Origin of the sequence: Bergeyella zoohelcum ATCC 43767 (assembly GCF_000301075.1) — a bacterium.
Lineage (GTDB): Bacteria > Bacteroidota > Bacteroidia > Flavobacteriales > Weeksellaceae > Bergeyella > Bergeyella zoohelcum.
Map to the genome: position 1 here is coordinate 260,880 of NZ_JH932293.1, position 23,749 is coordinate 284,628.

Annotated in this window: 21 protein-coding genes; 9 read left to right on the forward strand and 12 right to left on the reverse strand. The window is 36.1% G+C overall.

Annotated features, from left to right (window positions below; all coding sequences use genetic code 11):
* Window positions 1-36: 36 nt before the first annotated feature.
* Window positions 37-789 carry a type III pantothenate kinase gene (locus tag HMPREF9699_RS01205; RefSeq protein WP_002661691.1) on the forward strand — a complete coding sequence of 251 codons (753 nt, stop codon included), beginning with the start codon at window positions 37-39 and terminating at the stop codon, window positions 787-789.
* Window positions 790-1,023: 234 nt separating this feature from the next.
* On the opposite strand, the gene HMPREF9699_RS01210 is transcribed toward HMPREF9699_RS01205, so the two are convergent.
* The 4 genes from HMPREF9699_RS01210 to HMPREF9699_RS01225 all read right to left on the reverse strand — a co-directional run bounded on the left by HMPREF9699_RS01210 (window position 1,024) and on the right by HMPREF9699_RS01225 (window position 4,555).
* Window positions 1,024-1,239: a DUF3820 family protein gene (locus HMPREF9699_RS01210; RefSeq protein ID WP_002661693.1), complete on the reverse strand. Its 216-nt coding sequence runs from the start codon at window positions 1,237-1,239 to the stop codon at window positions 1,024-1,026.
* 130 nt (window positions 1,240-1,369) lie between these two features.
* Complete coding sequence (locus HMPREF9699_RS01215) at window positions 1,370-2,149, reverse strand: (Fe-S)-binding protein (protein WP_002661694.1); 780 nt, start codon at window positions 2,147-2,149, stop codon at window positions 1,370-1,372.
* A 104-nt stretch (window positions 2,150-2,253) separates the two neighbouring features.
* A complete protein-coding gene (locus tag HMPREF9699_RS01220) occupies window positions 2,254-3,588 on the reverse strand; it encodes a 4Fe-4S dicluster domain-containing protein (protein ID WP_002661696.1) in 1,335 nt (444 codons plus the stop codon).
* Between the two features lie 19 nt (window positions 3,589-3,607).
* Entirely contained in the window at window positions 3,608-4,555 is a 948-nt protein-coding gene (locus HMPREF9699_RS01225; RefSeq protein ID WP_002661698.1) for an MlaD family protein, read from the reverse strand.
* Between the two features lie 350 nt (window positions 4,556-4,905).
* Here HMPREF9699_RS01225 and pgi point away from each other — a divergent pair, with 350 nt between their 5' ends.
* The 6 genes from pgi to HMPREF9699_RS01255 all read left to right on the forward strand — a co-directional run bounded on the left by pgi (window position 4,906) and on the right by HMPREF9699_RS01255 (window position 11,314).
* Window positions 4,906-6,528 carry a glucose-6-phosphate isomerase gene (gene pgi / locus HMPREF9699_RS01230; RefSeq protein ID WP_034986017.1) on the forward strand — a complete coding sequence of 541 codons (1,623 nt, stop codon included), beginning with the start codon at window positions 4,906-4,908 and terminating at the stop codon, window positions 6,526-6,528.
* 1 nt (window position 6,529) lies between these two features.
* Window positions 6,530-7,405, forward strand: a complete 876-nt coding sequence (locus tag HMPREF9699_RS01235; RefSeq protein WP_002661703.1) for a bifunctional 5,10-methylenetetrahydrofolate dehydrogenase/5,10-methenyltetrahydrofolate cyclohydrolase — start codon at window positions 6,530-6,532, stop codon at window positions 7,403-7,405.
* A gap of 140 nt (window positions 7,406-7,545) precedes the next feature.
* The gene (locus tag HMPREF9699_RS01240; protein ID WP_002661704.1) at window positions 7,546-8,178 is read left to right on the forward strand and encodes a 7-carboxy-7-deazaguanine synthase QueE; all 633 of its coding nucleotides are present in this window, start codon (window positions 7,546-7,548) and stop codon (window positions 8,176-8,178) included.
* Between the two features lie 10 nt (window positions 8,179-8,188).
* Complete coding sequence (locus HMPREF9699_RS01245) at window positions 8,189-9,562, forward strand: exopolysaccharide biosynthesis polyprenyl glycosylphosphotransferase (protein ID WP_002661706.1); 1,374 nt, start codon at window positions 8,189-8,191, stop codon at window positions 9,560-9,562.
* A 199-nt stretch (window positions 9,563-9,761) separates the two neighbouring features.
* Window positions 9,762-10,514: an MlaE family ABC transporter permease gene (locus HMPREF9699_RS01250; RefSeq protein ID WP_002661707.1), complete on the forward strand. Its 753-nt coding sequence runs from the start codon at window positions 9,762-9,764 to the stop codon at window positions 10,512-10,514.
* Window positions 10,514-11,314 (forward strand): ABC transporter ATP-binding protein, encoded by an 801-nt coding sequence (locus HMPREF9699_RS01255; RefSeq protein WP_002661708.1) that lies wholly within the window; start codon window positions 10,514-10,516, stop codon window positions 11,312-11,314. Before HMPREF9699_RS01250 ends, HMPREF9699_RS01255 begins: the two co-directional genes overlap by 1 nt.
* 135 nt (window positions 11,315-11,449) lie before the next feature.
* Here HMPREF9699_RS01255 and HMPREF9699_RS01260 read toward each other — a convergent pair whose 3' ends face one another.
* The 8 genes from HMPREF9699_RS01260 to HMPREF9699_RS01295 all read right to left on the reverse strand — a co-directional run bounded on the left by HMPREF9699_RS01260 (window position 11,450) and on the right by HMPREF9699_RS01295 (window position 18,180).
* Entirely contained in the window at window positions 11,450-11,677 is a 228-nt protein-coding gene (locus HMPREF9699_RS01260) for a PLDc N-terminal domain-containing protein (RefSeq protein ID WP_245946106.1), read from the reverse strand.
* A 16-nt stretch (window positions 11,678-11,693) separates the two neighbouring features.
* On the reverse strand, window positions 11,694-12,560 hold the full coding sequence (locus tag HMPREF9699_RS01265; protein ID WP_002661711.1) for a GLPGLI family protein: 867 nt from the start codon (window positions 12,558-12,560) through the stop codon (window positions 11,694-11,696).
* 92 nt (window positions 12,561-12,652) lie between these two features.
* Entirely contained in the window at window positions 12,653-15,202 is a 2,550-nt protein-coding gene (porW, locus tag HMPREF9699_RS01270; protein WP_002661713.1) for a type IX secretion system periplasmic lipoprotein PorW/SprE, read from the reverse strand.
* 99 nt (window positions 15,203-15,301) lie between these two features.
* Window positions 15,302-15,868 carry a Maf family nucleotide pyrophosphatase gene (locus HMPREF9699_RS01275; RefSeq protein ID WP_002661714.1) on the reverse strand — a complete coding sequence of 189 codons (567 nt, stop codon included), beginning with the start codon at window positions 15,866-15,868 and terminating at the stop codon, window positions 15,302-15,304.
* Window positions 15,869-15,913: 45 nt separating this feature from the next.
* Window positions 15,914-16,432, reverse strand: a complete 519-nt coding sequence (locus HMPREF9699_RS01280) for a KdsC family phosphatase (protein ID WP_002661715.1) — start codon at window positions 16,430-16,432, stop codon at window positions 15,914-15,916.
* Window positions 16,433-16,446: 14 nt separating this feature from the next.
* Window positions 16,447-17,202, reverse strand: coding sequence for a Rossmann-like and DUF2520 domain-containing protein (locus HMPREF9699_RS01285; protein WP_002661717.1), 756 nt, complete (start codon window positions 17,200-17,202; stop codon window positions 16,447-16,449).
* Window positions 17,203-17,274: 72 nt separating this feature from the next.
* Complete coding sequence (locus tag HMPREF9699_RS01290; protein WP_002661718.1) at window positions 17,275-17,760, reverse strand: YkgJ family cysteine cluster protein; 486 nt, start codon at window positions 17,758-17,760, stop codon at window positions 17,275-17,277.
* Between the two features lie 6 nt (window positions 17,761-17,766).
* A complete protein-coding gene (locus tag HMPREF9699_RS01295) occupies window positions 17,767-18,180 on the reverse strand; it encodes an META domain-containing protein (protein ID WP_002661720.1) in 414 nt (137 codons plus the stop codon).
* Between the two features lie 69 nt (window positions 18,181-18,249).
* Between HMPREF9699_RS01295 and HMPREF9699_RS01300 the strand changes: the two genes are divergently transcribed.
* Complete coding sequence (locus HMPREF9699_RS01300; protein ID WP_002661722.1) at window positions 18,250-20,391, forward strand: S46 family peptidase; 2,142 nt, start codon at window positions 18,250-18,252, stop codon at window positions 20,389-20,391.
* Between the two features lie 194 nt (window positions 20,392-20,585).
* Window positions 20,586-22,820 carry a tetratricopeptide repeat protein gene (locus HMPREF9699_RS10725; protein ID WP_002661724.1) on the forward strand — a complete coding sequence of 745 codons (2,235 nt, stop codon included), beginning with the start codon at window positions 20,586-20,588 and terminating at the stop codon, window positions 22,818-22,820.
* The last annotated feature ends 929 nt before the right edge of the window (window positions 22,821-23,749 follow it).

Sequence of the window (23,749 nt, forward strand, 5' to 3'; positions counted from 1 at the left end):
AATAATTGCTATCTTGCACCCCGAATTTTCAGGAAAATGAAAACCATTGTCATCAATATAGGAAACACCAATATTCGTTTTGGATTATTTGAAGGAGAGGCCTGTACGCGTTCTTGGATTATTAATACCAAGCCGTACAAAACCAGTGACGAACTCATCTTACAGTTTACCATGCTCTACCAAACCCATGGTATAGATGCTGCTACCATAGAGAAAGTAATTATCGGCTCGGTGGTGCCTCCGCTTACTCAAAGTGTACAAAGAGCCATGAAAAAAATCCACGGTTTCCTACCCGTTTTGGTGGATAGAGATACACCATCGCCCGTACGAAAAAAATCCAAACAAATGGGAACGGATATTTATGCCAATTTAGTAGCGGCACATTTCCTATATCCGCATAAAAAGAAAATTATCCTTGATTTTGGCACTGCCCTTACTGCAAGCTGTTTAGATGAAAGTGGAGATACACTAGGAGTAATTATAGCACCTGGCATCATTACTTCGCTCAATTCCCTTGTGGGGCAAACGGCTCAACTTCCTGAAATAGAACTGACCCAGCCGCCTTCCGTATTAGGAAATGACACCATTTCTTGTATGCAAAGTGGTATGGTCTATGGTTTCCTCGGTATGGTGGAAGGGTTCATAGATAGAATCAATGCAGAGGTGAATGACGATTGTTTTGTGGTGACTACGGGAGGCGTATCTCATGTCTATAAACCTTTAACCGAAAAAATTCACATTGCCGATAAACTCCACACACTAAAAGGATTATTCTTTTTAGGAAAATAAAGATACTACAAAACAAAAATAAAAAGACCATTCCTCTGGAGGAATGGTCTTTTTATTTTTAGAAATGAGGTGAGAGATTTAAAGTTTGAAATTGAACCAAAAGCCTTTTGCTAAAGGCTAATTGTCAAAAGCTAACCAGCAAATGCTCACTTTTTTAGAAAATTTGAAAAATGAGTATTTTTAATTTGGAGCACTTTGGCAAAATGCTGAAAACATCCACCTTATGAGTTTCACTTATATATTTCTTATTTTTCTTAGTAAGTCTTCCAGTCCATTCAGTTTAATTTCATAAACGGTGGCCAACTGCATCCCTAATTTTCCCTGAGGAAAACCTCCATTTCTCTGAAACCACTCCAAATAAGAAATCGGTAAATCAGCTAAAATAGTACCTTTATATTTCCCGAAAGGCATCTTTGCTTCACAAATTTCCTTTAAAATCTCTGGATTCATTTTATTTGACTTAGAAAAAAGAAAAGTATCACACGCTACCTTTAGATTCCAAACTGCTCAGATAAAAGTCTCTGGCTTATATTGAGCGTAGCCAGAGCATTAATCATCATTACAATAAATCCAAAAAAATCTAAAGCTCTTCTGCTTCTGCAAGGAGTTCTGCGATGTCTTTTACGGCAACTTCATGTTCCTTGTTAAAATGTTTTACCCCGTCGGTCATCATTGTATTACAGAATGGACATCCCGTAGCGATGATGCTTGGTTGCTCTCCCAGTGCTTCCTCTGCCCTTTCTATATTAATATCTTTATTTCCTTTTTCTGGCTCTTTAAACATTTGAGAGCCTCCTGCACCGCAGCAAAGTCCATTTTTTTTGCATCGCTTCATTTCTACCAATTCTGCATCTAATTTTTGGAGCAATGCTCTTGGAGCTTCATATTCATCATTGGCTCTACCGAGGTAACATGGGTCATGGAAGGTAATTTTCCGTCCTTCAAATTTTCCTCCTTCTATCTTCAGCCTACCTTCTTCCATGAGCTGTTTCAAAAACTGTGTATGATGCATTACCTCATACTTACCGCCTAAACTAGGATATTCATTAGCAAGGGTATTAAAGCAATGAGGACAAGCCGTTACTATCTTTTTCACTTCATACGCATTAAGTACCTCAATATTGGTAAGTGCCATCATTTGGAATACGAATTCATTTCCAGCTCTTTTCGCGGGGTCTCCTGTACAAGATTCTTCTTGTCCTAATACAGCAAACTCTATCCCGATGCTATTTAAGATTTTACAAAAAGCACGAGTTATTTTTTTTGCTCTATCATCAAAACTTCCAGCACAACCTACCCAAAATAAAACTTCGGGTGATTTTCCTTCTGCGGCGTACTCCGCCATGGTTTTTATAGTCATATGATTTTATTAATAATAAATGATGTTAAATAAAATTGCCATAAGTAGTAGGACTAAAAACGCTCTTCTTTTACACAATTATCAACTCACAGGAACATCATTAGTTATTCATTTGCCCAGTTTAGTCGGTCTGCTTGGTTGTACTGCCAAGGTGCCGCATTATTTTCTATATTTTGGAACATCAGATTCCACTCTTGCGGTGCCGAAGATTCTTCCATCACCATATATTGTCTCAAACTGATAATGATGGACAGCGGGTCTATGAGTACTGGGCAAGCCTCTACACATGCATTACATGAGGTACACGCCCTAAGTTCCTCTCTCTGAATATGGGTATCTATAAGGCTCTTACCATCTTCTACGAATTTTCCATTTTTATTAATATTCCTCCCTACTTCTTCTAGTCGGTCACGGGTATCCATCATAATTTTTCTTGGTGAGAGTTTTTTCCCCGTGATATTAGCGGGACAAACGGAAGTACATCTACCACATTCGGTACAAGTGTATGCATTAAGAAGCTGCACTCTATTAAGATCAAACACATCCTTTGCACCAAACCTTTCAGGAACTGCATTAGGATCTGCTTCTGGTGGTGCAGCATAAGGGTCAGCGTTAGGGGCCATCATGAGCTTAATTTCCTTAGTGACTGCATCCAGATTTTCAAACTGCCCTTTCGGCTGAAGTTTTGCATACCAAGTGTTAGGAAATGCTAGTAAAATGTGTAAGTGTTTAGAGTAATACAGATAGTTAGCAAAAACCAATACCCCTATGATATGAAACCACCATGCACCTCTTTCTAAGAAGGTAAGGACTGTGGCATCAAAATTAAACCACCCGAGCATCGGCATAAAGAGTATTTGGGAAATAGGGAAATGACCATGTGCGGCATATACGCCTTTCGCTTGTAGTAGTGCATCAGATGCGTTCATGGTAAAGAACGCTACCATGAGTACATATTCTATGATGAGAATCACATTAGCATCATCTTTAGGCCATCCTAAAAGCTCCTTCATATTCAGCCTTTTAACATGGGCAATATTCCTACGGATAAAGAAGATAACCACCGCCACCATTACAAGAAGTGCCATTATTTCTAGGGTAGCCGTAAGTGCATTGTACATCCATTCTGGGAGAATACTTGCTAATACTCTATGGGTACCGAAAATCCCATCAATGATGATTTCAATCATCTCAATATTCACAATCATGAAGCCTACATAGACCAAGACATGAAGAAAACCAGCAATGGGTCTTGCCCCCATTTTACTTTGTCCCAATGCTACACTGCCCATCATTTTCCATCTTTCTGTGCGACGGTCTGAACGATGAATGGCTTTCCCCAGCATAATATTGCGATAAATTTCTTTTAGTCCCTTCGCGAAGAGACCAAAACCAACTATCAGCAGAATAAAAAATAGGATATTATCTAAATATTGCATCACTTAAACTTATTAGCTATTATTTTCCACTTTTACCGAAAACGGAAATATTCACATATCGTTTTGGATTTTCCTTAAAATCTTTCAAAAGTTCATTCAAACTTCGGGTAGATTCTTGAAGGTTATGATAAAGCTGTTCATCTTTCATCACCTTTCCTAGGCTGCCTTCTCCTCTTTCTATAGAAGAAACTACTCCGTTAAGTTTCCCTATAGTGGCATCTAGTGAAGCTATGGTCTCATTGAGTTTTTGAGTATCAATGCTTTCCGCCAATTGTCCGTATTTTCCTACAGCAGCATTCGTAGTCAGCATCACTTTATCCGCGTTATCCAGCACTCTGTTCATCTTAGGGTGATTACTCGATATCAACGCATTAGCCTGATGAGCAGTAGTTTGAAGTGCTTTTGCTACTTGGTTAAGATTAATCAAAAGCATTGCAATTTCTCTTCTATTCTGGTCATCAAAGATTTTATTGGCATTATTCCCCAAAGAATCTACGGTTTTCAGTACTTGTTTCAGCTGATCTGATATAGGGCCTACCTCGCCCCCCAAGCTTTCTAGCATAGAGCGTTTCACAGAGCTTTTCAGCATATCCCCATCTTGAGCAATAGGATCATCATACGCCGCATTAATTTTCAATATTTTAGAAGACATAAAGCCAGGCTCGGTAATTTCTACAGTAGAGTTTTTAGAAAATTTAAAATCTGGATCCACCAATAATTTTACCAAAAAATAAATTTTCCCATTTTCTTCTGTTTTTGGAATGATTTCATCCACTTGTCCCACTTTCATCCCATTAATTTGCACTTCACTAGAACGCTTTAGTCCATCCACATTTTCATACTGAACCAAGTAAGTATTGTCCCTAGTAAACATATTTTTCCCTCTCATAAACTGAAACATCACTACAAATGCTACTATGGATAACACTGCAATAGCTCCTGCTTTTAATTCTTTTGATATTTTCATTATAAAATATTATTACAATAGGCAAATATAGGCATTTAATAGTTTTGACTAATTCTAAACAAAAGACTTGCACCTCCCCATGAATGTAAATTCCCCAAATTTAAACTTCCATTTTCTTACAGAACACTTGGAAACAAATAACTAATAATCATCTTTTTAAAAAAACAAAACAATATTTTTTATATCTAAACTTCCTACAAAAACCATCATAATCATCATGAAGAAAAATGATAATTCAAAAATAATTTTGGAAAATAATGAAAACTAATCCTCTTTTGAATTTCAACAAATTAGCTTGTTATCACTTCAAAATATTTCGTATTTTTGCCTTTTGGATTCAATATCTTTTTATGCTTCCTAAAATCAACCCTACTACGCTTCCTGAATGGAAAGCCTTGGAAAATCATTATCGCAATAGGAATATTCACTTACGAGATTGCTTTCTGCAAGATGCTCATAGGTTTGAAAACTTTTCTATTACCACCCCCAACTTCTTGTTTGACTTTAGTAAAAATTTGGTCAACAAAGAGACAATGACTTTGCTCATTAACTTAGCCAAAGCCTGTGAATTAGAATCTTGTATAAAAGCCTACTTTGGGGGACAAATCATTAATGAGACTGAAGAAAGGGCTGTTTTTCATACCGCACTGAGAAGTACTGACCCTCGATTCACAGTAACAGGGGGGAAGCAGATGTATGCTGAGATTCAGCAGACTCTCCAAAAGATGAAAGCATTTAGCCGAAAAGTCATCCATGGAGAATACAAAGGCTATACTGGAAAAAAAATCACAGACATCGTTAATATCGGAATTGGTGGCTCAGACCTCGGCCCCAAAATGGCCACGGAAGCATTAAAAGATTTTTCTTCTGGGCTTCGTGTTCACTTCGTTTCTAATATTGACTACAGTCAAATCCAATCGATTTTCGAGAAGATAAATCCTGAGCAAACCCTCTTCATCATTGCTTCCAAAACCTTTACCACTCAAGAAACCATGACCAATGCCCATACTGCAAAAAACTGGTTTCTAAATCAAGGAGGCACAAAAGAGGATATCGCACAGCACTTTATCGCTATTTCTTGCCAACCCGAAGAAGTAGAAAAATTTGGAATTAAGGCAGAAAATAGATTTGAATTTTGGGACTGGGTAGGTGGAAGATTCAGTATGTGGTCAGCCATTGGCTTGAGTTTAATGCTAGGCATAGGACCAGAAAATTTTGAACAGCTACTTCGAGGGGCAGAAAATATAGACATCCATTTTCGTGAAACCGATTTTTCCCAAAATATCCCCGTGATTATGGCTATGCTAGGCATTTGGTACAGAAATTTTCATCATGCAACTACGCACGCTGTGTTACCTTACGCCCAAAACCTTGACCTATTTCCTGATTACCTCCAGCAAGCCGATATGGAAAGTAACGGTAAATCTGTGGACAGAAATGGTGAAAAAGTAAATTATGCTACAGGCCCCATACTCTGGGGAAGAGCAGGAACGAATGGACAGCATGCCTTCTACCAGCTCATTCATCAGGGCACCACTTTAGTTCCGTCTGATTTCATTGGTTTTGTAAAATCTCATCACACGGAAAGCACTCATCATGAAAAACTCATGGCGAATTTCTTTGCCCAAACCGAAGCATTGGCATTTGGGAAAGCAGAAAGAGAAGTTTGTAATGAAAGCACAAACACCAAACTCATTCCCCATAAAACACTTGAAGGCAACAAACCTACCAATACACTCCTTTTTCAAGAGCTTACGCCTTATACTTTAGGACAATTGGTGGCAATCTATGAACACAAAATTTTCGTTCAAGGGGCAATATGGAATATATTCTCGTTTGACCAATTCGGGGTGGAACTGGGAAAAGTTTTAGCCAATACCATTTTAGACGAAATAAAAAACGAAAAAATAGGGCAACATGACAGCTCTACTAAAGGATTAATCAATTACTATATACAACATAAAAATCAATAACATGGCAACTATTTTAGACGGCGTAAAAACTTCTAAAGACATCAAAAACGAAATAAAAGAGGAGGTGCTCCGCATCACTCAATCTGGAAAAAGAGCCCCTCATTTGGCAGCGATTCTAGTAGGAGAAAATGGAGCAAGTAAAGCATATGTAAATTCAAAAGTAAAAGATTGTAAGGAAGTAGGTTTTGAGTCTACGCTCATCCGTATGCCCGAAACCACCACAGAAGAAGAACTTTTAGCTGAAATAAAAAAACTGAATGAACACGAAACTGTAGATGGCTTCATAGTACAGTTACCTCTACCTAAAGGGATTGACCAAGAAAAAATCATTAACGCCATAGACCCTACCAAAGATGTAGATGGCTTTCACCCTGAAAATTTCGGAAGAATGGCGTTAGAAATGGAAGCGTTTTTACCCGCTACTCCTTTCGGAATTATGGAACTTTTGAAGCGATATCATGTAGATACGAAAGGGAAAAACTGTGTGGTCATCGGGAGAAGCCGAATAGTAGGAAGACCGATGAGCATCCTGATGAGTAGCCGCGGCACCCCTGGTGATGCTACTGTAACAGTGGTACACAGCCACACCCCAAACATTGAAGAATATACTAAAAATGCAGACATTGTAATTGCTGCTTTGGGCATTCCTCATTTCCTGAAAGGCGAAATGATTAAGGACGGAGCTGTAGTAATAGATGTAGGCATTACGCGTGTGGAAGATGATAGTCCAAAAGGCTATCACCTTGCGGGGGATGCAGACTATACCAGCTGCGAAGCAAAAGCTTCATGGATTACCCCTGTACCAGGAGGCGTAGGTCCTATGACCCGAGCGATGCTGATGCAAAATACCCTTTTGGCTTACTATAGAAGAAGTTAAAAAGTTAAGAGTAAAGTTAGTAACCTTAACTAGTCACTGCTTTTAGCAACTTAAAAAGGGAGTGACCAATTGGCACCGATGATAGCAAATCGCTAACAGCCCAAAGCCTATATCTTTGGTGCTATCCTATATACCATTTTATGACAAAAACACAGAACAATACCGCACTAGAAAGCGGCGAAATGCTCCCCGTAATGGAGCATTTTTATACCATTCAAGGAGAAGGTGCATATACAGGAACACCCGCCTACTTTATACGATTAGGAGGGTGTGATGTAGGCTGCCATTGGTGTGATGTAAAGGAAAGTTGGGACCCTAATATTCATCCTCTTCATAATGCTAGAGAGATAGCAGACATTGCTGCTTCTTATTCTAAGACCATCGTGCTGACCGGAGGAGAACCACTCATGTGGAACTTAGCCCCCCTCACTTCAAGACTTAAAGAGAAGGGCTGTAAAATTCACATCGAAACCTCAGGAGCATACCCTATGAGTGGGCATCTGGACTGGATAACACTCTCCCCTAAAAAAACAGGACTCCCTTTAGAAGAAATTTACCAAAAAGCAAGTGAACTAAAAGTCATTATTTTTAATCAGCATGATTTTAAATTTGCCGAAGAACAGGCCGCTAAAGTAAATGAAAACTGCATGCTCTACATGCAAAGTGAATGGAGTAAAAGAGATAAGATGTACCCTGAAATAACGGACTATATCCTAAAAAATCCACAGTGGCGAGCTTCGGTACAAACGCATAAGTATCTGAACATACCATAAAAAACTTAATATGCAAAAGCTCAGGTTTTCCAAATACCTCAAAATATTCATCATTGTATTAGACTTGATGGTATTAGTGGCGTTGTTTGGGTTCTTTTCAGAATCCAAAGATTTGCTCACGGAAGACGTATGGAATGCTTGGGAAGAATTTATTTTCTATTGTCTTTTTCTCTCGGGAATTTGGGTGTCCATCAGTGCACATACTCGGCTCTATGACATTCCCCGAAACCTTACCTACACTCTTTTTTTAGAAAGAATCATTATTCACACATTTCTTTTTAGCGTAGGAGTAGTTTTTTTAGGAAAACTGAGGGGACAGTCTATTTTGGACACTGGGGGCATTGTCTTTGCACTGAGTCTTTCGGCCATCATCATCAGCGTAAAATCTTTTGTTTTCTTCCTATTAAAATACATTCGGAAATTAGGTATCAATCATAGGAATGCCATGTTTTTAGGCAATGAAAATGAAGCACTCACCATATTAGAAAATACACTGAAAGAAAGAAAAGACTACGGTTACTATATCTATACTTTTTCTGATGCGATGAATCTGGATAAACTGAAAGTTTTTTGGAAAGAAAAAGGTATCCATACTGTATTTCTACCAATGCAAAACTCAGGGCTGGACAGAGAAATGCGAAAACAAATTTTCAAAGCAGCGGAAAAGTATAAGGTAAAAATCACCTTAGTTCCCGAAGTGGATAAAAACAATTTTTCTCACTATGAGCTGAGCTATGTAGAGTCCATTCCTATTTTAGTAACTTCAAAACTCCCTTTAGAATACCTTTTCAATCGGCTTTTGAAGAGAATAATGGATATTTTTCTTTCTCTTATCGTTTTGATTTTTATTGGCACATGGCTTTTTCCAATCCTCGCTTTGATCATCTGGCTGGATAATAAAGGTCCTATTTTCTTTGTTCAAAAAAGATATGGCAAAAATCAGGAGGTTTTTTCCTGCTACAAGTTCCGCACCATGGTGGTAAATCCGCATTCTGCCACATCGGTTACCCGAGAAAATGATGATAGAATCACCGCATTCGGGAAATTTTTAAGAAAAATGAGCCTAGATGAGCTTCCCCAGTTCATCAATGTCTTTTTAGGGCAGATGTCCGTAGTAGGTCCAAGACCGCACATGCTTTTAGTGGATGACTATTACCGAAAAAAAATAGAACGATATGACTTCCGAAGCTGCATTAAACCAGGCATCACAGGACTGGCACAAGTAAACGGACTCCGTGGTGATAGTGGAGATATGAATATTGAAATGAAAAAAAGGCTTCTGGCAGATGCTTTCTATATCAAAAATTGGAGTATCACATTAGATTTCATCATTATACTAAAAACCATCTATATTCTTTTCACTGGGGATAGTAAGGCAAGATAGTGAGCTATGATTTTGTACGATATACAATGATTTTAGAAATTGGAGATGATATGTTAGAAATTAGAAGCTATTTGCCAACAGCTATACGCCAGAAGCTAAATGCCAATCGCTAAAAGCGGACTGCCTAATAATGAAAATCCTACAAAGATTTAGAAAAATTGATAAAAGCTGAAAAGATAAAAAATTGTAATTTTGCCCAATGACAAAAAAATTTTTAACCGCCCTAGGAGAGTATTTTTTACTCATGGGTAAGGCACTAAAAAAGCCCCAAAAGATGTCGGTTTTTTGGAAGAGTTTTTCCAGAGAGCTTTATGATTTAGGGGTCAATTCTTTTGGGTTAGTCGTTTTTACTTCCATATTTGTAGGAGCGGTAGTAGCTATCCAAATGTTTAATAATTTTGATGCCTCTGCTTTTCCCATTCCACCTGCATTCGTAGGGTATGCCTCCAAAGCGGTACTCGTCCTTGAGTTTTCGCCTACCATTATCAGCTTGGTACTAGCAGGGAAAGTAGGGTCTTATATTGCATCGAGCATCGGAACCATGAGGGTATCAGAGCAAATCGATGCATTAGATATTATGGGGGTAAATTCTTCTAATTTTTTGATTTTACCTAAAATTCTTGCTTGTGTAATTTTTAATCCCCTACTCATCGCACTCAGTATTGTAGTAGGCATTATGGGAGGGTTTATGGCGGGAGAGCTGACAGGAAAATGGACTGTGGCAGATTTTACCACAGGTATCCAAATGTATATGCCTAATCTTTTCTACTATTATGCTTTTACTAAGACGGTGGTCTTCGCTATTATCATTGCCACGGTACCTTCCTATTTCGGATATACGGTAAAAGGAGGTTCATTAGAAGTAGGAAGAGCCAGCACACAGGCGGTAGTATGGACCATGGTGTTCATCATCATTTCAGAATTAATATTAACACAAATTATCTTGGGCTAATGATAGAAGTAAAAGACCTTAAAAAGCAGTTTGGTGACCACCTCGTTCTCAAAGGAATTACTACCACTTTAGAAAGTGGAAAGGTAAACCTCATCATTGGACAGAGTGGCTCTGGAAAAACGGTTTTTCTAAAATCCTTGCTCAATGTCCATGAGCCCTCCTCTGGCACCATCCTTTTTGACGGAAGAGATATTACCAAAATGGGAAGAGATGAAAAACAAAATCTAAGGGCAGAAATAGGAACCGTATTCCAAGGCGGTGCTTTGTTTGACTCCCTTACTGTAGCAGAAAATATTGCCTTTCCATTGGATATGTTTACCAGTCTTACGGCAGCCGAAAAAAAAGACCGTGTACAAGAAGTGATGGACAATGTCCACCTAGTCAATGCGGGAGATAAATTCCCTTCGGAAATCTCTGGGGGAATGCAAAAGAGAGTGGCCATCGGTAGAGCCATTGTGAATAATCCTAAATACCTTTTCTGCGATGAGCCTAACTCTGGATTAGACCCTTATACCTCTAATGTCATTGATGATTTACTTTTAGAAGTTACCGAAAAATACAATACCACCACCATAGTGAATACACATGACATGAACTCCGTGATGACCATCGGTGAAAAGATAGTATATCTAAAAAACGGACTTCTAGAATGGGAAGGTGATAAAAGCAAAGTGATTACTGCGGAAAATGAAAATCTTATTGACTTCGTCTATTCCTCCGAACTTTTTAAAGAACTAAGAGAATATTTCCTTAAAACCAATAAAACCGCTATAGAAAATGTAATTACTAAACCTGAATAATAAATAAATCCCTTTCTCATTTCAGAAAGGGATTTTTTAAGGTCTGAATATAAGAAGATATTAATAGCAACTTTTACCATAAATAAAAAAGCTACCTCTAAAAAGGCAGCTCATCATATAAAGTGTTAAAAAAGTTTATACTTTTCTGAATCTAAATTTTCTTTGATGCTCAAGTGCTTTACGATAGCTCGGGTGAGTAATGATAAGAAGGGTTAGCAAACTTCCTGCTATGGGCATCATAAAAATCAATAGATACCAAAGTGATTTATAGGTATCTCTCCTATCCACCTGCTTAATTGCAAATACAATGAGTGCAATGGTCAAAAGCAATGCAAAACTTAAAAAAAGGGTATCTGCCATCATCTTATTTTTTTTATTATTATTCTATTTCTATCGGATTATCTACCGCAGCAAAGAAATCTTTCGCCATTTTTTCTTGATCTTTAATCATGTCTCCTACGGTTTTATCAGTCCCCGGAAGAGGCTGTTTCATCAGTTCTGGAGTCATATACGCTCTAAATTCACCAAGTGGATCAGCCTTAAAATTCGCATAAGCCTTGTCAAATTTTTCCTTAGTAATTTCTACTACACTGGTACTCATCCCAAAACGAGATTGCATTTTCTGTGTATAGGAAAGTTCTTCCCATTTCGCGATGTTTTCATTTCCTTTCAGCTCCCAAGAATACTCTTTTTTGCTGTCTTCTATTTTTACAATAAGCCCTGGCAGTCCATGGAATTTATACGGTCCATCTTGGAAAGGAATATCCATGGTAAACCACGCTGTCCACTGTCTTCCCCCGAAATCCGTAGTGGCTTTCTGCACGGCATACGCTCCTATTTTCGTTTTTTCGCTTTCCACCTTCCAATTGAGCTTCGTAGGAGATTGATAAGAAAATCTCTTATTACTGATATTATCCTGTACCGAAACCTCCATAGAAGGATATTTTTTTACTACTTTATAAGTAAATTTAGGCATCGTAATCGTTTTCATCAAGTCTTTGAAAACTCCTGTTTTTGTCATTTGCTCTACTTCTTGCTTGATAATAGAATCCTGTGCTCTAATGGTAAAATCTTCGTAAATAGATTTTTCTGTGGTAATATCCAGTGCGGTCATTATTTTTTCTCTTTTCTCCTCTGCCTTTTTGGGCTTAAAGGTGAGTTCATAGAAAAACCGATTGGCAGATTGCTGTGCAAATACCACCGAAGTCATTAAAATCGCTATAAAAACACCAATACTTTTTCTCATTTTTCTTAAAATTTTATGGTTTTATCCATTAGTCTAAAAGAATTTGTGTTTGTTACAAAAGAAATGTTTTTTTATTTGAAGACTTTCTTTTATCACTTCGCTTTCTTTGGAAGAACGATATTCTGTTTTTGTACAGACGGATGGTCTTTAGGCTGAGCATCCGTAGGAATAATCGCCTTAGTTTCTTGTATCTGAGGTTGATTTTGAGTTTCAAAAAGATTCGTGGTATTTATTGGAGATTTCGGCGGAGTATTTTTCGAAGTCTCTTTATACTGTTGATGCTCTGGTTTTGGAGAAACTGTCTTTTTATCCAAATCACTTTTTAGATTTTTAAGCATCTCCGCCGCACGGATTCCTTCTAATGTTTTTTCATAATTGAGCACTATCTGCTGCAGTTGGAGTATCATCACCTCTTTACCATAAAGTTTACCTGCAAGATGGGCATTGAGCAAATGAAATTTAGGAATGAGAGCGTCATTTTTAAACTGCATCAATGCGTTTTCCACCACCATTCGGCTTTCCTCAAAATGGGCTTGTTCATACATGAAATACGCTTTTGCATACTCATGCTCTGCTTGTACAGAGGATTTCACAAAATTAGAATTTCTAGGATTTCTGGCATACTCTGCGTACGCCGTATGCGGATAATCTTTAAGTAAAATGATTTTTGCCTTTTCAGCGGCTTGAGGATTATGCTCGAAATTCATTGAGAAAATTTGGAATAATGCTTGGAGCATCACTTTCTCTTCGGGTTGTTTTTCAATGAGCCCATAGAGAGTCTTGGTGGCTAAAGGAATATCATTAAACGCATCTCTAAAAAGGGTACCGAGGTTTAGTTCTGCCTCATCTCTTTCTTTTTTCAGCCGGTCTATTTCTTTCAAAGAATTAGGAATTTGCTCAGTATAGAAAGCGGGTTCAAAACGCCTTGGATTGGCTTCAGAAGTTTGTCCTAAAGCCTGATTTCTCACCTCCTCTACACTGGATGTTCTTTTAGAAAATCGCCAATTATCTGCCAAAGCCCTATCTCCCCACAGCTGTTTAAAATCCGAGATTCCTCGTGCCACGGTGCTGGCATTAGCAAAATAAAATTTACCACTTGGATTTCCAAAATCTTGAAACGCATTTCCGCTGCTTCCAAAAATAGAATTTAGCCCAAAATCACCATCTTGGAATCCACTTTGTCTTTCTGCTATGCGTCTTTTCCTTTCTTCCTCTTCCTCCTTGGCTTTCAGCTTTGCAATATGCTGATTAAAAAACGCTATTTGCTCTGCCTTAGACATTTTTGTAAGTGCAAGAATACTATCATTTCTCTTGATAAGATAATAATTATCAGATACTTTCTTAATATCTTCCGCTTGTTTTTGCACTTCCTTTTTAGTAGGTTCATAGGTCATGGCAGCCACTGCAGAATCATAGTAAATTCCTGCACGGATATAGTCATCTTCCTCTAAAAAACTTTTACCTATTTCATAATAGCTCAGTCCTTTTATATGGGTATCGGTCGCCTTTTCTTTCACCGAAGCGAAAAAGAAATCACGGGCTTCCTTTTTCTTATCTGCACGAAGTGCCAAAAGCCCTTTGGCATAGAGAAATTCATTTTTTCTAGAGGCATAAGTTCCTTTTTTACTGAGATGGTCTAAATATTTCAGGGTTTCTGCATAATTGTTTTTAGCGTTAAAAGTTTTAGCAATTTCTATTTGAGATTTTACTTCAAATTCAAAATCAGAAGCGAGGTCATACGCTTTTTGGAAGCTCTCCCGAGCCATAGGCAATTGGTTTTCACTGAGCAAAATTTGCCCTTTAAGAAATGCTATTCTACTTTTAATTTTATTATTTTTATTGAGGTCAAAAGCTGTAGAGAGTAGGTCTATGGCTTCTTTGTTTTGATGGTTTTTTAATAAGTTTTCACCATAATAGATAGTCATCAATGCCATATCTTCAGGATGAAGCGGTTCTTTCCTTAGTGCTTCAAATATCTTATTCGCTCTAGCATAGTCTCCTATATTAGAATACGCAAGTCCCTGATACACTTTCCCCAAACCTATTCTTTTATGTTTAGGAAATCTTTTATTCATCATATTAATAGCATCTAGTGCCTTAAAATTTTCCTCCATATAGATTCTCGCCTTAATGAGGATGATGTAGGCATCAAAAATGACTTTATTTTTCTCTTGCTCCTCTCGAATTACAGAAAACTTATCTATGGTTTTTAACGCCTTCGCCTCAGCAATTTCTAGCATAGTGGTCTTTTTCGATGAAGGAGGTGCCTGTTCAGCATCTTTTCTGATACCTCTCTCGGATTTACTTTTTCTATTTCGGGAGGGAGGAGTAGAAGGCGGAGTTTTATTTCCCAGTCCAAATATATCTCCAAAAGGATTTTCATCTACGGGAGGTAAGTTATTTCCTTGCTCATCTACTGGTTTTTTCTCGTAAGGAAAAATAGCGATATAAGGGGCATAAAAATTATCTTTATGCTGGGCAAGTCTGCTGTTTATTTCTTCTTCTAATGCTTGATCGGCATTAAAAAGCGTGTTGTACTGAGCAGAAAACCCTTTCATAAAACGCCCTCGCTTCTCGGGTCTCTTGGAGACACAAGCCATAAGTAATACTGCCGTACATATATAGATGAAACTTTTTTTCATTAATTTTTTATTATACTTACTCCCAATTATTTCAGTTTTCTGAAAAAACTGGGTAAACACAATCCATGAGTAAAAGTACAATTTTTTTTGGATATCGTTTTATTTTTGTTTCTTCCATTCTGATAAATGCGAATACAAAAGATGCGTAGGAAGCCCCATAATGGTATAATAACTTCCTTTAATCTGAGTAATTTTGGCCAAACCGAACCAATCCTGAATACCATAGCTGCCCGCCTTATCTAAAGGCTGACCCTCACGGATATAATGCCTAATTTCCTCATCTGAAAGCGGTGCTACCGTTACTTCTGCCCTATCGGTTTGCACGATGGATTGTTCCTGAGTTCTCAAACAGATGGCGGTATCTACAAAGTGAGTATTTCCACTTAGCTTTTTCAGCATAAGAAAAGCCTCTTGTTCATCTTTAGGTTTACCCAGCACTTCATCATCTACAATGACCACCGTATCCGAAGTAATGAGTATTTCATTTGCTTTCAAATCTTTGTATGCTGAATTTTTGAGTGCTGCCAAATATTCGGCCACCGCTTCCGAAGGGATATTTTCAGGATATATCTCTTCACAATCTATCTTTACCGTTTCAAAATCAAACTCCAACTGATGAAGCAATTCTTTTCTCCTCGGAGAATTAGAGCCTAATAAAATTTTCATTTTTTTTCTTGTAGAAATTAATCCAATGAATACCAATTGCTAAAATTAAACACTCCTCGTTTCGTCTATTTCCCATTTGCCTTGGATTTTCAGCACTTGTTCTATAACATCTCTCACTGCTCCTTTTCCTCCTGAAATGGGAGAAATATAGTCCACAATGGCTTTAACTTCCTGAACGGCATTGGGCGGACAAGTAGCAATTCCTGAACGCTGAAGAATACCCATATCTGGCAAATCATCTCCCATAGTGAGAATTTCTGCATCTTCTAAGCTGTACTTTTGTTTAAAATCTTCATAATCAATACACTTGTCAGAGGATTTAGGGTAATAGTCTTCTATCCCTAAATAATGTATTCTATGTTTCACCATCGGGTCATCCCCCCCCGTAATCACACCTATTTTATAGCCTTCCTTGAGGGCTTTCACTACGGCATAACCGTCTAATACATTCATCACCCTGCACATCTGCTCATTGGGTAGAAGCAAAATGCTGCCATCAGTAAACACGCCATCTACATCAAAGATAAAGGCTTTTATATGTTTTAATCTCTGTTTGTAACTCATTATTATTCTATCTTTTATGATTTATACATTTCTATAATACTCTCTGTAAGGAGCTGATAAATTTCTTTCGGTCTTCCCGCGAGTGTATTGAGCTGCTGCTCTATTACAGGCATATCGTTTCTTATCGCAGGGCCTGTTTGGGCATCTTTAGGCGATAGGGTTTTAATTTTATCCACCGTCTCAAAAATGAGCGGATGAAGATATTCAAAAGGAATATCATTCTGCTGGCAAATATTTTCTGCCAAGGTGAAAAGATGATTGGTAAAGTTACAAGCAAACACGGCGGATAAATGAAGCTGCCTGCGTGTATTTTCATCTGCATACATCACTTTTGGCGAGAGAAGAGATGCCCACTGCATTACCCGCTCTGCATCCTCTTGTTTTTCAGTTTCTACAAAAAATGGTATCTCCTGATAGTTCAGCGTTTTTCTCTTAGAAAAAGTTTGTAAAGGATATAGCACTCCACGCTGAAAACCCTCGGGAATTTCTTGATACGACACCGAGCCTGCCGTGTGTAGCACCCACGCTTTTTTATTGGGAATCTTTTGGGCACATTCTTGTATCGCGTTATCTTTCACCGCAACAATATAGATATCTGCATTTTCTATTTTTTCCCAATTGGTACAAATGGGAAAACCCGTTGCCGCATGAATTTCTTGTAAAGCTTCATGATTTCTCCCCAAAACTTGCACCAAGGGTACATCGTTTTGATGAAATGCCTTTGCTAAATGGTACGCCACATTTCCAGAGCCTATTAATACTATTTTCATAATTTACGATTTTAATTGCACCATGATGAATGTATCATGTACAATGAAAATTTTCCCAACAAAACCCACGGGCTAATTGCCCACCGCCTGTTGTAATTTCTCTACAAATCTTTCCGCAGCAGGACATATCGGAATATTTTTCAGCATAATTACATTGATTTGATAGATCTTCTTTCTGTCCGTATGCGGATATTCCCTACACGCCTTAGGACGCACTTCATAAATGGAACAATAGTTCTCTGCATCCAAAAAAGGACATGGTAGCGTCTTAAAAACCTTATCATTATCCTCATCTAGCCTAAGGTATTTCGCCTCAAAGTCCGCAGCTTTCATCCTAAGAAACTTAGAGATTCTTTCTATGTCTTTCTCCACGAAAAGCGGCCCTGTGGTTTTACAGCAATTGGCACAGCTCAGACAATCAATTTCCTCAAAAACCGCATCGTGTGTATCCTGAACCAAATAATCCAAATTTTTGGGAGGCTTTTTTTTGAGTTGTTCTAAGAATTTCCTTGCATCTACAGCAGGAGAAATACTTTTCTTTCGTTTATGATTTGCCATTCTTAATTATGATTCATGAACCACAAAAAGCAACTCTTTACTGCTTTGGGTTTGGATGACTAAGTATTTTCCGTGAAGAATATAAGATTTACCTTCTTTAAAATAAGCGATGAGCTGCTCTTCTATTTCTTTTTCCCTTCCCTCGCATTCATTTTCGGGAATGCTCATTTTTGCTACCTTAAAAATCCCTTTCTTAGAGAACTGAGCCATCATCTGCAATTCATTACAGCCTGTATGCAATATAGGATTTCGGGCATCCGTAACATCCAATACGATGGTGCTTTGAACCAATTCTTGCTTCGTGTAATTGGGCATCTGAATGAGTGTCCATTTCGCATTCAGTGGCTGAGGCTTGGGTTTAAAAACAGTCATTGAACTCAGAATAATGGCTGAAAAACAAAGTAAAAATAACCTTTTCATCGTGTTTTCGGTTTTATTCTCCCAAAAATACGGCAAAAATGAGTAAATTGCACCAAAATTTATAGCTTTATGAAAAGAATTTTTCTACTCGCTACTTTCTTAATGAGTTTTCTCTCCGTGAAAGCCGATGAAGGAATGTGGCTACTTACCATGATTAAACGCCTAAAAGGACAAGATTTACAGAAAAAAGGGCTGAAACTTACGCCTGAAGAAATTTACTCTGTAAATCAATCTAGTTTAAAAGATGCCATCGTGCAGTTCGGAAGAGGATGTACGGGAGAAATAGTATCCAGAGAGGGGCTACTATTTACCAATCATCACTGTGGATATGGAAATATTGCGGCACTTTCTACGCCAGAGAAAGACCATCTTACCAATGGCTTTTGGGCAATGAACAAAAAAGAAGAAATTCCAGCAAAGGGACTTCATGTAAGATTCTTGGTAAGAATGGGGGATGCCACCGAAAGAATCAATGCGAAACTCCATAATGGGATGAGCGAAAAAGAAAGAAAAGCCATCATAGACGCTGAGTTTAAAGCCATAGAAATAGAAAATGCTGAAAATGGAAAATATGCCGTAGTAGTAAAAGATTTTTTCAATGGAAACGAGTTTTACTATTTCGTATATCAGGATTTTAAAGATGTAAGATTAGTAGGTACCCCACCGAATGCATTAGGAAAATATGGAGGCGATACCGATAACTGGGAATGGCCGAGACATACCGCAGATTTTGCCGTATTCAGAGTCTATACCGATGCGAATGGAAATCCAGCAGAATATTCTCCTAACAATATTCCGATGAAGCCTAAGCACCACCTTCCTATCTCCTTAAAATCATACAAACCAGGAGACTTTACCATGATTATGGGCTACCCAGGAAGAACCAATAGATACCTTACTTCTTACGGAATTTCACAGTTGGTAGATAGAGATTATCCAGGATGGGTAGAAGCGTCTAAAACTGCCATGGATGTAATGAAAAAATACATGGACAGAGATCTGGCTACCAAACTGAACTATGCTTCGCAATACGCTTCTGTGGCCAACTACTGGAAAAATAGACAAGGTACCATAGAATCGGTTAAGAAAAATGGAACTATTCAAGACAAAGAAAAAGTAGAGCAACATTTCCAAGCATGGGCAAACCAAAAACAAAATAAAGAAATGTATGGCGAGGTATTATCCAATATCAAAAACTATTACTTCCAAACTTCGGATAGAAGCATAGAAAGAAATTATGCCGCTCAGCTTTCCAGAAATGCAAAATACCTAGCGTACGCAAATACTTTAGGAACACTTTTCAATCAATACATGGCAGAAAATAGTGCCACTAAAAAAGCGAACATGAAGAAAACGCTTACGGAAAGAATCCATACCATGTATGAAAAGTTCAATCCCCAGCTGGAACAAGAAATGCTCCAAGTAATGGTACAGCTCTACCGCGATAAAGTAAGAAATTCAGCAGCAGCCACCGCCTTCCAAACCATTAATCCACAGCTTTTAGGAGAAGTAGCAAGGAATTCTATCTTTGCCAACCAACAATCGGTAATGAACTTCCTAAACCAGCCGAACCAAAAAAAGCTCAGCCAAGATCCTCTCTACAAAATCGCATATAAATTTGCTGAAAACGCTCCTGCTCTGAATAAAAAATTGGCAGAAAATGATGAGGCATTTGCTAAAAACAATAGACTCTTCTTTGATGGACTGAGAAAGGCAAACACGGATAAAACCTACTATCCAGATGCAAGCTCTACTATGAGAATTACCTTCGGAAATGTAGATGTACTCCCTATCCGAAATGATAGAGAATACCACGGGGTGAAAGAAAAAGATAACTATATCACCATCATAGACGCCATGGTAGCGAAGCATAAGCCAGGAAACGAAGAATTTGAACTCCCTCAAAGATTCTTAGACATGGCAAGAGCGAAAGACTTCGGTCAGTATGCAGATGAAAATGGAAACCTTCCTATCAACTTCCTTTCAGACAACGACATCACAGGTGGAAACTCTGGTTCACCGATTATGAATGGCAAAGGAGAACTGATGGGGCTTGCATTTGATGGAAATTCTGAAGCCCTCTCTGGAGATATCGTCTTCGAAGAAAAATGGCAAAAAACCATCAATGTAGATTCCAGATTTGTCCTTTGGATTATTGATAAATACGCCGGAGCAGGACACCTCCTTAACGAGATGACCATTGTAAAATAAAAATAGAAGCCGCTGAAAAGCGGCTTTGTTATATACCTCAAACTCTCTATACATTATTTATTTGTTTTTCTATTATTTTTATACCAACCATTATTTATAAAAATAAATCTGGTTTATATTAAATATCAAAGATTTTTTTATCACACTATATAAAACATTTATATTAGGCAAAACTTTATAATCCAAATATAAATATGCAAGAAAAAAAATCACTTCAATCTATAAAAGAACTTTTTAATAGCAGGAATTACACAGATATTATTGAACAACAAGAACAAATCAACATGAGGTCTAATTCCGAAGAATTATATCTATTAGGTAAATCTTATTTCAAAATAAAAAACTTTAAAGAAGCAATTTTATGCTTTGAAAAAATAGGCAATAAAAAATCTAACTATTGGTTAGGTGTTTGTAAATTCTGGAATGATGATAGCGATAGTGCCTTGATAATATTTACTTCTATAGAAAAGGAATATAATGATAATAATATAATTATCGGAGACAATATTAGTATTAACGATATTTATTACGGAATAGCAAGATGTTATTTAAACAATAAAGAATTTAAAAAATCAATTGAATACTTCAATAAAATTAAAGATAACAACCATGATATTCAGAAAAAATTCTTATTAAAAAACGAACAATCATACGGAGAATATTATAATCCAAACTACGGAATAGGTAGATGTTACTACGAGTTAGCGATATTAGAAGAAAAGAAAAAATTCACGGATGATAAATCTAGTATAAAAGAAAATTATAACTCACTTGCAAAAAAGCATTTTGAGGAAAGTATTATTGATGTGTATTTCATATTCATGTACTCTGAATTCATTTACAATCAAAATTCTGTCTTTAATTTAAACTTAGATTCAGAAAAGCAGCACTATTATGAAACCTGTTTAAAAGATGAAGTATATGACTTTATCAAGTATCGTTCGGATAGATTCTTTAGGAAAAAGAGAGGAAGCAATTTTAAAAAACCTAACTTTGAAAATGATTTTTATACTAAATTTCATCATGAAAAAACCCTACTTTTACTAGAAGATACTATCTACTCTTACTATTATCTAGCAAAATGCAATATTAGGAGTTCAAATAGCATCATTGCATTTGAATGTGTCAATGAAATTTTAGAAATAATAAATTCCAATATATTCAATAATTTGACACAAACCAAACATTTTCAAATATTTTCTCCCTTAGTAAAAGATTTATTTGAAAATATTAGCATAAATAAAAGCCTATTAGGTTTAATCATTTCAAAATACGACACTCCATTAAACTTAGACAAGCACAAAAAATATATTAATATTTTTGAAAAAAAATTTAATTCCTTTTTCGATCAATATTATAAACAAAAATCAAATGAAATAATATCTTTTTTGCAAAATAAAAGCATAGATATTAAAAACTTAGAAAGCTCTGATAATTGGAATTATTGTATTAATATTTTATCATATCTAAAAATTGATTATTTAGATATTTTAAATATTCCTCTCGCACATTATACAAGCTCAAAAGTATGTTCAATATTATTTGATTTAGAAAAAGAAAACTATCATACAAACTCAAAGGATAAAAAAGAAATTTTAAGTAACAACAATCTAAGAATGTGGACTTCTAATTATATGAATGACCCAATGGAAGGAAAAAATTTACTAGAAGTTATTGGTCATCAAGATTTAGAATTAGACAATATAATTCCTTTCAGTGAAAAAAATGCCTTTTTCACATCTCTCACAACAAGAATAAATGATTTAAATCAATTTAGACTTTATGGGAAAGAAGATGGAGTAGAATCATCCGGCTGTTGCCTTGTTTTCAACAACTTAGGAAATAAAAATAATTATTTCAATCTGAAAACACAAAGTTTTGAAATTGAAAATAAGCTAAACGACCCATTATATCAAGTCGCTTATATCGTTTATTATGACCAATATACAGAAGAAAATGAATTAATGATACCATTAGATGATAAAGAAAGAAAATTTGGAGTTTATTTAAAACCTCTTAGAGGTAATATTACTAGCTTATGGCATCAAAAAAAATTAGAAAAACTTTCCAACAACTTAAATAAATTAAAAAACGAATGTAAAGATAAGAGCATCGATAATATAAAAGATATTATAGAGTATATTAGATATCTATTTAAAAATTTTGCTTTTAAAGACGAAGATGAAATAAGAGTAATCACTTTGGAAAAATATGATTCTAATAGAGTAAAAAATTGTGAATATACGGGAAAACTATATGTTCCTATTGATAATTTATTAAAATATATTGATACCATTATTCTAGGATCAAACTTTGAAAAAACTTCCAACAAAAAAAATATGGAAACTTTTTATTATAAATTAAAAAAGAAAAAAGATAATATTAACATCATTAAATCCTCATTACCTTATGTTTCTACCACCTCCTAAACAAAGAAGTAATTTTACCTTTGTTAATTTAATATATTTATTAGAAACATTTAAATCTACACTACAACTCAATGATAATGGATAAAATAATCCATTTTATCAATAATTACATATATTTAACAATGTCCATTTTTGATACTTTGGCAAAGTATTTTGAAACCGTTTTTAATACTCAGAAAATTAAAGCAAAATAAAAAGCCGAGACGAGTTCATTGTATAATGTACTCAGTACAAAGTATAATGACGGAAATTAGAGGTTAGAATTGGGAAATTAGAAGGTCATCCCCCATCCCCCAAAAGCTTCCTGCCTCTTATTTTTATTTTCCATAAGCAAAGGATTCTGTATCAGAAAAAAGTCAAGACGAGTTTTATATAATGAATTTATATTTTTCATTATTGTTATGCTTTTTTGAAAATAACATAAGAATAAATTTGAATATTTGAAAATATTGCGTATATTTGAGCATCGTAGAACATTTTAAAAATATGCTTCTAAAATATCATTGTTAATAGCTGGAAGGTTTTATGGTACATGAGAATGTTGCGAGGTTATCTTAAAGTTGTAGGTTGTTAAAAAATAACTTAAAAATGGATACAATCTTTTTTTCTAAATACAAAAAAATAATAATTCTAATAATTTCATTTATCGGAATGATTTATTTTGGATATACTTGGTTAAGCAAAGTATATAATAACTTGGGTTATGACTATTTGGAAAACAAAATAGGGCAATTTACTTTTTTTGTTTTTACTATGGTGTTTATTTATAAAACACTAACACTTTTTAATCACGAAAAATATTTTAGAGCATTCTTAATTTTTGCATTCATATTTATAATATTTTTTTATTATAAGACGGGTATTTTTTCACTTTCTGGAATAATAGTCGTAATTTTTTCATCACTGTATATTATGTTAAAAAAATATTT